The 13932-nt window shown below is 42.8% G+C and carries 10 protein-coding genes and 1 pseudogene; all 11 read right to left on the bottom strand.

Annotation, left to right across the window (positions count from 1 at the left end):
- Nucleotides 1-26 precede the first annotated feature (26 nt).
- Entirely contained in the window at nucleotides 27-968 is a 942-nt protein-coding gene (locus IJI01_RS00140) for a polyprenyl synthetase family protein (RefSeq protein WP_292183992.1), read from the bottom strand.
- A gap of 2 nt (nucleotides 969-970) precedes the next feature.
- Nucleotides 971-1207, bottom strand: coding sequence for an exodeoxyribonuclease VII small subunit (xseB, locus tag IJI01_RS00135; RefSeq protein ID WP_292183989.1), 237 nt, complete (start codon nucleotides 1205-1207; stop codon nucleotides 971-973).
- An 11-nt stretch (nucleotides 1208-1218) separates the two neighbouring features.
- Nucleotides 1219-2439 carry an exodeoxyribonuclease VII large subunit gene (gene xseA / locus IJI01_RS00130; RefSeq protein ID WP_292183986.1) on the bottom strand — a complete coding sequence of 407 codons (1221 nt, stop codon included), beginning with the start codon at nucleotides 2437-2439 and terminating at the stop codon, nucleotides 1219-1221.
- On the bottom strand, nucleotides 2429-2830 hold the full coding sequence (gene nusB, locus IJI01_RS00125) for a transcription antitermination factor NusB (RefSeq protein ID WP_292183983.1): 402 nt from the start codon (nucleotides 2828-2830) through the stop codon (nucleotides 2429-2431). Before nusB ends, xseA begins: the two co-directional genes overlap by 11 nt.
- A gap of 65 nt (nucleotides 2831-2895) precedes the next feature.
- Entirely contained in the window at nucleotides 2896-3243 is a 348-nt protein-coding gene (locus tag IJI01_RS00120; RefSeq protein WP_292183980.1) for an Asp23/Gls24 family envelope stress response protein, read from the bottom strand.
- A gap of 88 nt (nucleotides 3244-3331) precedes the next feature.
- Nucleotides 3332-4810 carry a transglutaminase domain-containing protein gene (locus IJI01_RS00115; RefSeq protein ID WP_292183977.1) on the bottom strand — a complete coding sequence of 493 codons (1479 nt, stop codon included), beginning with the start codon at nucleotides 4808-4810 and terminating at the stop codon, nucleotides 3332-3334.
- A gap of 54 nt (nucleotides 4811-4864) precedes the next feature.
- Complete coding sequence (locus IJI01_RS00110) at nucleotides 4865-6469, bottom strand: peptide chain release factor 3 (protein ID WP_292183973.1); 1605 nt, start codon at nucleotides 6467-6469, stop codon at nucleotides 4865-4867.
- A 160-nt stretch (nucleotides 6470-6629) separates the two neighbouring features.
- Nucleotides 6630-8720: pseudogene (locus tag IJI01_RS00105) on the bottom strand (polyribonucleotide nucleotidyltransferase).
- Nucleotides 8721-9040: 320 nt separating this feature from the next.
- Entirely contained in the window at nucleotides 9041-9307 is a 267-nt protein-coding gene (rpsO, locus tag IJI01_RS00100) for a 30S ribosomal protein S15 (protein ID WP_013280372.1), read from the bottom strand.
- Nucleotides 9308-9503: 196 nt separating this feature from the next.
- Nucleotides 9504-12503, bottom strand: a complete 3000-nt coding sequence (locus tag IJI01_RS00095) for a hypothetical protein (RefSeq protein ID WP_292183968.1) — start codon at nucleotides 12501-12503, stop codon at nucleotides 9504-9506.
- Nucleotides 12504-12775: 272 nt separating this feature from the next.
- On the bottom strand, nucleotides 12776-13932 hold a 1157-nt coding region (locus IJI01_RS00090), incomplete at its 5' end, for a hypothetical protein (protein WP_292183965.1).

Here is a 13932-nt window from a genome sequence, read left to right as displayed (position 1 = left end):
TGTTCGCTCCCTTCGTGCCTAAAATCTTACTTTTCTCTGTATATCAAGTACTGGAACAGTTCGTGTAAAAAGCTATCCTTAAATCCGAGATTATCAAGAATATCTACTGCCTCATCAGACAGCTCTTTAACCTTGGCTTTGGAATTATCCATGCCATAGAGGCTCACATAAGTACTCTTTCCGTTCTTTTCATCGGAGCCGATTGGCTTACCAAGTACCTCTGCAGTGCTGGTAATATCAAGGATATCGTCCTGAATCTGGAACGCGATTCCAACGTTACTACCAATCTTTTCCATCATGGAAACCTGCTCAGAAGTAGCTCCGCCAAGAACTGCTCCCACCATAAGGCTGGCCTCGATAAGAGCGCCAGTCTTGTTCTCGTCGATGTAGTGAAGAGTATCCTTCATCTCATCTTCTGGAATATCTGTGGCATTCTCAGCACAGATGTCTGCGCACTGTCCGCCAACCATTCCATATATTCCCGCCTTGGTAGCAAGGATCTGAAGTGCAGAAAGATATCTGTTGTCGTTATCTCCATCGTAAGCTGAAAGCTTAGGTCCCTTGATCGCACCTGCTACAGCTGTTTCATAAGCAAGGTTCAGAAGTCCGTCACCAGCTAGTGTCGCCATTCCAGCGCCATAAACCGCATGAGTTGTCTTCCTGCCCCTACGATATTCGTCGTTATCCATAGCTGGAAGATCGTCGTGCACAAGTGAATAAGTGTGGATCATCTCCATAGCTGTCATAAATGGAGCAACCACCTTCTCATCTGCATCGTCACCAGCAAAAAGCTTATAGGCTTCCAGCATCATCATTGGCCTAAGTCTCTTACCACCAGCAAGAAGGCTGTAATTCATAGCCTCGATAACTGTCTTTGCATAACCTTCCTCTTTTGGTAAAAAAACTTTCAATATACCTTCAATATGAGCCACCTTGTCGGATAAGCTCTTATTAAATTCGCTACCCATTATTACTCAAAATCCTCCAGGCTTCCGTCCTCGGCAATTTTCTGAACCTTCTGTTCAACCTCTTCTATAGCATCATGACAGTACTTGAGAAGCTTCATGCCCTCCTGATACTCTTTAAAAGAGTCCTCGAGGCTGATGTCTTCACTGTCAAGCGCCTGTATCTTGGATTCTATCTGAGAAAAAGCCTCTTCTACAGAGAGCTTTGTTTCTTCATTTGTTTCTTTTTTCTTAGCTGCCATATTATAGTCCTCTAGGTATTCTGATAATCTATCTTCTGAAGGTCTGTTACTTTGGTCCTGATCACACCATCAGTCACATAGAGTGATAGCTCATCATCCTTGTTAACACCGTCAATGCTGCGTACATTCCTGCCCTTGGCATCTGCCACATAGGAATATCCGCCCTTAAGTCTGTCAAGTGGTGATAATCCCTTCATTCTCTCGATGTCGATCTCCAGTCTGTGACGAGCGGCTGTAAGCTTGGAATCCATCAGATTCTGAAGCTCATCCTGATACTGATCGATCCTAAGGAGTCTGTCTCGTATCTTGCCCATGGGGCTAAGGAGCCTGAGGGTCTCTTTGTATCTGTCCTCTCTAGCCCTTAGTAAATCTATTTTCCTATCCATAGACCTATGCAATGAATAAGCATAGTCCTGGACGTCCTGTTCAAATCTGGAATACTCGTAAACAGCAAGTTCTGCCGCAGCTGAAGGTGTAGGTGCTCTCCTGTCTGCAACATAGTCTGCTATCGTGGTATCTGTTTCGTGTCCAACTGCGGAAATAATTGGAATCGGGCAATCAAAAATAGCCTGTGCGACTATCTCCTCATTAAATGCCCATAAATCTTCTATAGAACCTCCGCCGCGGCCCACAATGATGGTATCTACCTGCCTCTGAGCCAAAGCCTGAATGCCCTTAACAATGCTCTCAGCTGCCTGATCTCCCTGAACTATGGCGGGGTAAAGAATAATCTTAATATGTGGATTTCTCCTGGTTGCAACATTGATAATGTCGCGAACCGCTGCACCCGTCGGGGCTGTTACAACGCCGAGAGTATGTATATACTTGGGAATAGGCTGTTTGTACTCTTCTGCAAAAAGACCTGTCTCTGCCAGTCTCTTCTTGAGCTCTTCATAGCGCTCATAAAGAGCACCAGCTCCATCAAGTTCGATCTGCCTTGCATAGAGCTGATATCTGCCATCTCTCTCATATACATCTATGCTACCAGTGACCTTGACCTGCTGACCTTCCTGCATGTTGAACCTAAGGCCGCCTCTTTCTCTGTCACCGCGAAACATAACACAGGCTATAGCTCCTCCGGCATCCTTGATAGTGAAATAGATATGTCCGGACGAGTGATATTTGCAATTGCTCACTTCTCCCTTAACTGTTAAAGACTTGAGAAGGAAGTCCTGAGTGAACATGTTCTTGATGTATGCATTAACCTGTGTGACTGTATATTCACTGCGCAAATTTAGCTAACACTCCGTTTACAAATGCTGGAGAACCGTCCTGTCCAAACTTCTTGGCAAGTTCTACCGCCTCATTGATTGCTACGCCTGTAGGAACTGACTCGTCAAACTTGATCTCATAAACAGCAAGTCTGATGATTGTAAGATCAACCTTGGCCATACGACTAGTCTCCCAGCCTACTGCCTTCTCGTTGATAGCTTTGTCAATCTCCTCGAGCTTGTCAGCAATCTTCTCATATTTGTCTCTGATGTAATCTGCATCAGACTTGGAAAAATCAAGGTCGCCCTCAGTTGTGAAGAGCTCCTCCTGTTCCATCATTTCTTCCTTGGTATTGAATTCAACACGAAAGAGCAGCTGGAAAATCTGCTCTCTTAGTTCTGTTCTATTCATATTATCTTCCATTCTAAAAATCTAATTAGCTATAGTGTTCGGTTGCGTATAGGCGTTATCAGGCCTCAAGCCATTGTAATACCTGCGATTCTGATGTTAACGTCTGTAACCTCAAGCCCTGTCATGTTCTCGATTGTAGTCTTAACACGAGTCTGAGCCTGCTGGCATGTAGCTGGAATATTGAATCCATAAGCCATCATAAGTGCAAGATCAACATTAACCTCAGATGCACTGACCATAACCTTGGCACCCTTAGTGAGATTCTTACGGCCTACCTTCTCAAGAGTGTCACTTGTGTAGTTACCTGCCATAGCAGATACACCGTCAACCTCAAGAGCTGCCAGTACAGCAATTCTAGCTACTACATCATCTGCAATCTTAACTGATCCAATCTCTGCTAACTCTTTTCCCATTTTATCTACTCCTCAAAAATAATTATTCGAAGTCCATACTAGGTTATTATACCATATTCTGGCCGGAACAAGCATAAATATACAGATATTATGCAATCCAGAAAATGATAGTATTGGTATCCACAAATGTTGTGTAGGACACTGTGGAATTATCGCCCTGTAAATAGTCAAATACCAGTCTCTGTGTTACAAGCTGGTCAAAAAGCTGGTCGTAAACGCCCTTGTCCGCACACTTGATAACAACGCTTGAGCTGCCATCCTGATATCTTCTGTTAAAAAGATCTCCAACCAGCACCAGTTCAGGAGTTGTAAAATACTCATCCTCGCGAACATAGAAGTTATCCTTCATGCTGGTGCAGCCCGGCATGTAGATATCATCAGAAATGGTGTGATTCTTGAGTATCTCATCAGTAGTAACATTGAGATAATCGTAGTTGACTGCAGGAAGTCTTGTGGCATCTGCACTCTCGCCATTTCCCACCTGATAGGAGGAATCTCCCCAGGTAACATCCACATAGTAATATGCATCATTACACAGAACCAGGTTCCATGCATGTCTGACGCCTCTGGTCTTCTTGGTATCTACTGTTCCAGTAACAAGAGTACACTTGATACCAAGCTTGTTCAAAAGAAGCTGCGCAGCCTTGGAATAACCATTGCAGACACTTCTTTTACCAATAAAGACTGAGCAGATATTCTGGTTGTCGTCAGCCTCAAGGTCGTACTCAACGTTCTGAATCAGATACTCATAGACATACTTGATAGCATAGTAATCATCTGTAGATGAAGGAGCGCCTGCAAGACACTCGTTAACAGCCTGATTGATCCTAGTCTGTCTGGCTGCCACCTGCTCCGGAGTGTAAGTATAGCTACCGGAGAAGCCTATCTTGGTAATAGTATTGTCTATCGTATAGTTGGTATATTTGTAGCCATCTACGTAAAAGAGCTCAGGATGATCTGCGCAGACATAGTCAAAAACAAGGTCTATAGCTTCATCACTAGTAGTAGAAACCAGTACATTCTCTGCCTGATGCTCAATTATGGATAAAATCTCTACGTAAAGAGTCTGTCCGGAACCTGTAAGCCTGTCATAGGCATACAGTCCCTTCTGCTCTTGTTTCTTGGCTTCGATGTTCTCAGGTGTAAGGCCAGCTTCTAGTCTGGCTTTCTTCATATCTTCGTTAAGTTCAGCTTCTGTGAGCTGTTTATAAGAAGACTGGAAGACCTGATCAGCATCATAGCCTATCTCTGGCTCTGTGGAATCCTTGGCACTTTCATCAAAAAAGATTACATCCTCGCTGCCATCTAATGCGCTAGAAGAATAATCCTCCTCGGAAGGCTGATATACAGGAGAAGGCTCAACCTGGCTCGTAACAGAATCCTTGCTCAAAACCAAAGTATCTTCATAGGCAGCAACATCTTCTACTTCTTCATATGGCGGATCCTTCATGCCAAGAGCTTCCAGATACTCATCAAAACTGGAATATCTGCAGCCAGACAAAGACATCGCCAATGTTCCAAACATCAGAAGTACTGCTATTTTTCTCTTACTACGCTCTCCCTTCAAGCTTCTCCCTCCCAAGATTTCTGTGCCTCAGGATCCCTATTTCCTAAGTCACAATCAGTTCTTCTTGAACTCAGAAAGAACCAGACCTTTATTTCTATCCATTGTCATGCCGACACTCCACTCGTTAATGAACAAAAGAAGTGGTCTGTCATGCATATCCTTGATCTTCTTCATATCAGAAGTACCAACAAGTGCTGACATATCAACATCCTCGTTGTCTACCCATCTGATGTACTCATATGGAAGATTCTCAAGAATTATATCTACATTGTACTCACTCTGGAGTCTGAATTTCAATACATCAAACTGAAGTACACCAACAACTCCTACAATAATTTCCTCAAGACCTGTGTTGTACTCCTGGAAGATCTGAATAGCACCTTCCTGAGCGATCTGAGTGATACCCTTAACGAACTGCTTACGCTTCATGGTATCTACCTGACGGACCCTTGCAAAGTGCTCAGGTGCGAATGTAGGAATTCCTTCGTAAGTGATTGTATCCTTTGGCATACAAACGGTATCACCGATTGAGAAAATACCTGGATCGAATACACCCATGATATCTCCTGCATAAGCCTCTGACAGGATCTTACGCTCATCGGCCATAAGCTGCTGAGGCTGTGAAAGTCTCATGACCTTGCCACTCTGAACGTGCTTAACTTCCTTATCAGCATCGTATCTACCAGAACAGATTCTCATGAATGCGATTCTGTCTCTGTGAGCCTTGTTCATGTTGGCCTGAATTTTGAATACGAAGGCAGAGAACTCTCTCTCAAGTGGATCGATCTTCTCACCATCAGAAGATGTACGACCTGTTGGAGGTGTTGCCATCTTGAGGAAGTGGTGAAGGAATAACTCTACACCAAAGTTCTGAAGCGCTGATCCAAAGAATACTGGAGTAAGTTCACCAGCACGAACCTTCTCAAGATCGTACTCTGCTCCGGCGCCATCAAGAAGCTCAATCTCGCTTGTAAGCTTATCATAAGCATCCTGACCTACCTCTGCATCGATAGCAGCCTTATCATCAAGGCTGATGAAAGTCTCTTTACCCTCTTTGGTACCCTTCTGAGTCTCTGAGAAAGTTACGATATGACCTTCTCTTCTATCATAGATACCCTTGAAGTTCTTACCTGAACCGATTGGCCAGTTCATAGGGCATGTAGCGATACCAAGGTTGTTCTCGATATCATCAAGAAGATCGAAGGTATCCATAGCATCTCTATCAAGCTTGTTGATAAAGGTAAAAATCGGAATATGGCTCATTGCGCAGACTTTGAAAAGCTTTCTGGTCTGAGCCTCTACACCCTTACTTGCGTCAATAACCATGACAGCTGAGTCAGCAGCCATAAGTGTACGATAAGTATCCTCTGAGAAATCCTGGTGTCCAGGTGTATCAAGGATGTTGATACAACAGTTCTCATAGTTGAACTGAAGAACTGAAGATGTAACAGAGATACCACGCTGCTTCTCGATTTCCATCCAGTCAGAAACCGCATGTCTTGCTGTTGCCTTACCCTTAACGCTACCAGCCATGTTGATAGCTCCACCGTAAAGAAGGAACTTCTCAGTAAGTGTTGTCTTACCAGCATCAGGGTGGGAAATAATAGCAAAGGTACGACGCTTATTTATCTCGTTTATTGTCTCTTTTGTATTACTCATTTCTTTTCCTTATCATCCCAAAAACTTAAGATAAGGCCGGTATGCTTGTACATGCCGGCCCCACTAATCTCTATAATTCCATCATCCAAGGAGGTTCTGCTCTCGCTTCGCTCGCCAGAACAAACTTCGTACCTCGGCTCGATAATACCTCGCCGGGTTCTTAGTTTTGAGCTACATCCTTCATTGAGAAGCTGATTCTACCCATCTTGTCCTTACCAAGGCAAACTACTGTTACTGTGTCGCCAAGTGTGAGAACATCCTCAACGTGCTCGATTCTCTCCTTAGAGATCTTGCTGATGTGAACCATACCCTCTTTACCAGGTGCGAACTCAACGAATGCGCCGAATTCCTTAATGCTTACAACCTTACCTGTAAATACCTGGCCCTTCTCAAACTCTGAAACGATGATGTTAACCATGTTAACAGCCTCAGCGATCTTGTCCTGATCCTCGCCACAAACTGAAACCTTACCATCATCAGTAATGTCGATCTTAACTCCTGTACGAGCGATGATCTCGTTGATTGTCTTACCTCTCTGACCAACAACGTCACCAATCTTCTCAGGATCGATCTGAACTGAAACGATCTTAGGAGCGTACTTGGATACTTCCTTACGAGGCTCTGCAATAGCCTTGCTCATGCACTCATCCATGATGAAGAATCTAGCCTCACGGCACTGTGCAATAGCTGTCTCAACGATAGGCTTTGTAAGACCGTGGATCTTGATATCCATCTGAATAGCTGTGATACCGTCCTTAGTACCTGTAACCTTGAAGTCCATGTCTCCGAAGAAGTCCTCAAGACCCTGGATATCTGTAAGTACTACGAAATCGTCATCTGTATCGCCAGTTACAAGACCACAAGAAATACCTGCAACCATCTTCTTGATAGGAACACCAGCAGCCATAAGTGACATACATGATGCACATGTTGAAGCCATTGATGTTGATCCGTTAGACTCAAATGTCTCTGATACAGCACGGATTGCATATGGGAACTCCTCAACGCTTGGAAGAACAGGAAGAAGTGCTCTCTCTGCAAGTGCACCGTGTCCGATCTCTCTACGTCCAGGTCCTCTAGAAACCTTTGTCTCACCTACTGAGTAAGCAGGGAAGTTGTACTGATGTACATATCTCTTGTCTGCTGCGAAAGCATCAAGACCTTCTACCTTCTGAGCCTCTGAAAGAGGTGCAAGAGTTACTACATCACAGATCTGTGTCTGTCCACGTGTGAACATAGCACTTCCGTGTACTCTAGGAATAAGATCGATCTCAGCTGCAAGAGGTCTGATTTGCTTGATCTCACGACCGTCTGGTCTCTTGTGATCCTTGAGGATCATCTTACGTACTGTCTTCTTCTCGTACTGATAAATAGCCTCACCGAGAATTGCAAGCCACTCTTCGTTGTCTGCAAACTTCTCTGTTAATCTATCTGTAATCTCGGCAATGTTGCCTTCTCTTGTCTGCTTGTCATCTGTGAATACAGCCTTCTCCATCTCTTCTGGAGGAACAACTTCCTTGATAGCTGCAAAGAGCTCTTCAGGAACTGCACAGCTTGTGTACTCGTGCTTAGGCTTACCTACTTCTGCTACGATGCCCTTGAAGAACTCGATAAGCTGAAGGTTGATATCGTGAGCTTTGTAGATAGCTTCCTTCATCTTCTCCTCTGGGATCTCGTTAGCACCAGCCTCGATCATGATAACCTTCTGACCAACAGATGCTACTGTAAGCTTGAGGTCACCTGTGTTCCACTGCTCCTGAGTAGGGTTAACGATAAGCTCTCCATCGATCATACCCATCTGTGTCATAGCGCATGGGCCATCGAAAGGAATATCTGAAATTGAAACTGAAACTGAAGCGCCGAGCATAGCTACAAGCTCAGGACGGCACTGAGGATCAACTGACATAACCATTGTCTCGATTGTTACGTCGTTTCTGTAATCCTTAGGGAAAAGAGGTCTCATAGGACGATCGATAACGCGGCTAGTAAGAATAGCGTTCTCTGAAGGCTTACCCTCTCTCTTATTGTATCCACCTGGGAATTTACCAACAGCATAGAACTTCTCACCATACTCTACTGAAAGAGGGAAGAAATCGATACCATCTCTTGGCTTAGCGCTTGCTGTTGCTGTACAAAGAACAGTTGTATCTCCGTACTGCATGAATGCGCAGCCATTTGCCTGTTAGCCTACCTTGCCAATCTCAACCTTAAGTGTACGACCAGCCAGTTCCATTGAATAAGTTTTTACCATTTTTTCTCCTTCTGCTCATCCGCGGTCCCTCATCTACAGTTCATTGCATGAACTGTAGAAATTCAGGGCAATATTCCAATTTGCTTACGCAAAGATTGCCCCTCACCCCTGAATCATGTTCATACGAAATGTGCAGCAAGTGCACATTTCTGTTGCAAATTCTGTACTTCGGGTGCGTGTGCATTTAAAAAATTAACGTCTTCTATTTAGAAAAGCGCATCATGCGCATATTCTCAAAACAAAACTTAACTGTGCATAAAAACACAGAAAGACGGAACAGACTGATTCTCATCAGCCTCGTCCCGCCTTTAATTGCAAAATTACTTTCTAAGACCAAGATCAGCGATAAGCTTACGATAAGCCTCGATATCCTTCTTCTTAAGGTATCCAAGAAGGCTACGTCTCTGACCTACCATCTTAAGAAGACCTCTTCTTGAGTGGTGATCCTTAGGATTCTTGTCAAGGTGAGCGTTGAGCTCCTTAATTCTCTCTGTAAGGATAGCTACCTGAACCTCTGGTGATCCTGTATCGCCAGCCTTTCTAGCGAACTTCTCGATAACTTCTGTCTTTTTCTCTTTTGCGATCATTTCATTCTCCTTGTCTGGCCAAGTGTGTTAATGGCCTCTTATAAAACTTGAATCCGCCTGTCACACAGATAAAGGTTGGAGTATCCTATATCCGAGTAAGAGGTAGTTTCTGTAACTGTTACTGAAATCTTGTCAGCAACTAATGTAGTTTAGCATAAAAAATCACTTATGTAAACCCCAATTAGAAGTGCCTGTATCAGTCCTTTGTCTTGTTCTTTCTTCTGATGTATTCCTCAACTGAAACTCCAGAAGCAGCTGCAAGAACTACAAGTACTGCCCAAGGCATCTTGCTCTTCTTCTCTGTAGAAGCTGTTGCAGCAAGTGCTGTTCCCTCTTCTTCAATATTTACCACCTTAGAAGTGTTAGTCTCTTCTCCAGCTACAATTGTGTTCTCTGTAGTTGTAGAAACGTTCTCAGTTGTCTCAGCAACCTCTACTGTCTTAACCTCTGTGTCTGCCTTCTCTTCTGATACAGTGCCTTCTGAAGACTTCTTAGCTCCGAGAACTGCGTTAGTAGCCTTTCTTGATGTGCTCTTTTCTGTTGTCATCTCAACAGCTGTTGTATCTGCTACAGTCTTTGTAGTAGCTACCTTCTTGGCAACTACTGGTGTAGCTACAGTTGCTACAAGATCGTCGCTGATTACAGTAGTTGCACCAACGAATGCCTGACCATTAGACTCTGTATTATTTCCAGCTTCTTCCTTAGCTCTTCTAGCCTCTTCCTCAGCTCTTCTTCTAGCTTCTTCCTGTCTAGCAATCTCATTTTTCTTATCATCCAGCTTGGAAGCGGTAGCTGAAAGAGCTTTGTCTGCGCTTTCTTTATTTTCTTCAGCTGTCTTAAGTGCTGCTTTAGCCTTCTCAAGCTGATCATTGAGCTCAGCAAGTTTCTTGGTAATACCATCAAGACTATCTGTACCTGCTGTTACCATAATAGCTGCAAGAGATGAAATGCTATTCTTTAAAGTATTATAATTTGTCTGGGCTTTAGTAAGCTTCTCATCAGCTGTCTTTGCAGCCTCTGCAAGTGTATTGTATTTCTTAAGAACGGCCTCATATTCAGCTACATTTCTCTTTGCTGTCTCTACTGCCTTATCTGCGTTTTCTTTAGCAGTTGTTGCACTTGTAAGGTCAGCCTTAGCAGTTTCTATTTTACCTTCAGCTGTAGTTCCTGCATCAATAATATCTTTGTTACTATTAACTGCCTCAGCAGCTAATCTTGCTGTTTCAGCTAAAGAATCCTTAACTTTTTCGGCTTCATTACATGCATTGATAGCATTTGTGTTAGCTGTTACGGCGTCTGCTGCAGCTTTAGCTTGCTTTTTCAGTCCAACTCTAGCATTCTTAGCATTATTTCCTTTTTCGATTAAAGCGTTATTATCATCATAATTATTCTTAGCTTGTGCCTGAGCTTTTTCCAAACTTTCCTTATCATTTTTTGCAGCTTCGCCTTTTCTTATAGTTTCTGCATTATCTTTTGACGCTATTTCATATCCACTATTTGCCTCATTCAACGCCTTCTCAGCTGCTTTATGCTTGGAATTATAATTTTTATAATATTCTTTGCTTGAATCTAGATTCTTCCTTTTTCCCTCATCTTTAATATTTTCTTTTTCGAAAACTGTTATATTCTTCTTCTTTCTATCAGTATCAAAATTGAAATATCTAGCCGTTCCATTAATTTTCACTTCAAAATAGTGATATTTCTCAGGATGCGATACCATACCATATCTTAAATCATATGTAAACATATAATCACTAACAGGCTCTACTATAGTTGATGGGTCATTTTGCATGAAATAATTCTTAACAAGCTCATAAGCTATTTTCATATTTTGCTCAGCGCTCAAATAATTAAATTCTGCTTCATCAATGGCACTTTTAGAAGCCTCCATCGCTTTTAGCTTCTTATCAGCCGTCTCGGCAGCAGCCTTAGCTTTATTAATAGTTTCCTGTGCATCGTTTCCAGCTTTAATAGCATATTCATTGTCTTTTACAGCCTTATCTGCATCTTCCTTCGCCTTTTTCAATTCACCCTTTTTATCCTGAGCAGTTTTTCCAGCATTAATTGTAGCTGCATTTTCCTCTACAGCCTTATCTGCTGCAGCTTTATCTGCTGCTAATTTGTCTGCTTTGAGTGCTGCTTCTTTACCAGCAGCAATTGTCTTTGCATTATCTGCTACAGCCTTGTCAGCAGCATCCTTAGCATCTGCTAATTCTTTCTCTTTTCCCTTAGCTGTGTTAGCTGCAGAAATCGCATTATTAAGTTCCTCAACAGCATCGTTAGCTATTTTTAAATTATCACCTGCTGTTTTCTGGAGTGCTAACTTACCATCAACGTCAAGTTCTTTTGCTTCTGTAGCTATTTTTTCAGCTGCCTCAAGTTCAAGCTTAGCAGCATTTAATTCATTTTTGAGGTTAACAGCGTGCTGTTTTGCATCATTAAGCTTCTGCTCTGCTGCCTCAACATCGCTCTTAGTGTTTCCTACAGCTTTAATATAATTATTCTGAGCTTCCTCAGCGTCCTTAAGTGCCTGTTCGTAAGCGGTCTGCTTGGACTCAAAATCCTTCTTAGCATCTGCAAGTTCTTTATCAGCCTCTTTTACGATTCCTTCAATCTCATCATAAGCAGCCTGAGCCTGAGCCTGTGTCTTTGCAGCAGCAATCTTGTCGTTAGCTTCTGCAATCTTATTAGCCACTTCTGAATATGCATTTTCTGCCTTTGTAGCAGCGTCGTCCAGAGATGGAGTCTTATCTACCGTTTTAACAGCCTCTTCTCTTGCTGTATCTGTAGAATTAAGATTCTGCACCTCTTTATTGATCTCTTCTATATTTTCCTGAACAGATTTAACATCAGTTGAAAGTCCATTAGCTTCTTCGCTAATTTTCTCCATGTTATTATCGTAAACCTTTTTCAGATTTTCATTAGTAATCTCTATTGCTCCAAGGTTGTTACTGATGTTTTCAACAGCTGTACTAACACCTGTCTCTTTATTATCAATAGAATCAGCGAAATTCTTCTCTGCGCCTACAACGTCCTGAGTATCGCTTGACTTGTCACTCTGCTGATTATTTCCATCTGCTGGAAGTGTTCCATCAACGTCTGCAGCAAGTGCTGTTACTGGCTGGAAAGCCATGCTTGCACTGATTCCTACTGCAAGTGCCTTAACTAGTTGCTTGTTTAACATCCTGTTCTTCATAACAAATTTCCTCTCGTATTTACACACACATTTTTTTGATTTTCAAAACCATTTATTTATACACAATAGCAAATCATATTTTCAATCATATTTGACATTAAATTTGCAGAATATGATTGTTTATAAAATATTTATAAACATGAAAAAAAGAATCACTTTCTTCCTATAAAAGTGATTCTTTTTTCTAATCAAGTAATCGGGGCAGGTTCTAAGAAAGAACCTGCCCCAATTACGTTTTAATAAGTGTGTGTATATTTTATTGATTTACGAGATTACTTATTTGAGTTGTCCTTTGCCTGGATGTTTTTTCTTCTCATGTACTCTTCTACAGATACTCCAGTAACTGTAGCAAGAACTACTATGATCCACCATGGGAAGCTCTTCTTAGTCTCGTCAACTGGCATTGCTGCCTTAGCTGTTTCATCGTCTTCGATGTTTGCTACTGTAGTAGACTTTGTCTCTTCCTTAACTTCAGGAGTCTTATCCTTTGTAGTTACTTCCTTAGCATCATCCTCTGACTTCTGGTTTTCGTTTTCTCTCTGTGCTCCGAGGACTGAGCCACCTGCGTTTCCTGCACCTGCTCCGATGCCTGCGCCTGCATTAGCTGCTCCAGCGTCTGCTCCTGCTGCATTTGCTGCATTTGCTACTGCATTAGCTGCGTTTGCTACTGCTGCCACTGGTGTAGCTGCTGTTGCTGTAAGATCATCTGTGATTGTAGTTGTTGCTACTGCGCCTGTTCCACCAGTACCTGCGCCACCTGCTCCTGCTCCGCCTTCGTCAGCGCCTGTGTCAGTGCCAGTACCTGTACCTGTTCCAATGCCACCCTGACCTGCAGCTGCTGCTATCTCATCAAGCTTGTTGTCCAGGTTATCCTTAGCATCTGAAAGATCCTCATCTGCTTTCTGTTTGTCTTTTTCTGCCTGATCAAGATCATCCTTAGCCTGCTGGTACTTCTTGTTGAGTTCTGCAAGCTTATTTGTAATATCATCTAAGCTGATACCATCAGCTGTTACCATTGTTGCTACGAGATTAGAAATAGTAGTCTTTAATGTATTGAATTTTTCCTGTGCTGTTGCTAATCTCTTATCTGCTAATTTAGCTGCATCTGCAAGAGCATTATAGTTAGCAAGAACGTCTGTGTACTCCTGAACATATTTTTTAGCAAGTGCTACTGCGTTATCAGCATCACCCTTAGCTGCGATTGCCTGTTCAAGAATTGCCTGTGCTCCAGCAAGCTGCTGAGAAGCATCCTTACCTGCCTGAATTACTGCTGCGTTATCTGCAACTACCTTATCTGCTGCATCCTTGGCATCCTTTACTGCCTGTGCTGCATCTTTCCCTGCCTGGATCGCTGCTGCATTATCTCTCTCTGCCTTATCTGCTGCATCCTTGGCATCCTTTACTGCCTGTGCTGCATCTTTTCCTGCCT

Source organism: Butyrivibrio sp., from assembly GCF_017433805.1.
GTDB lineage: Bacteria > Bacillota > Clostridia > Lachnospirales > Lachnospiraceae > Butyrivibrio.
This window is presented reverse-complemented; position numbering and strand designations above follow the sequence as displayed.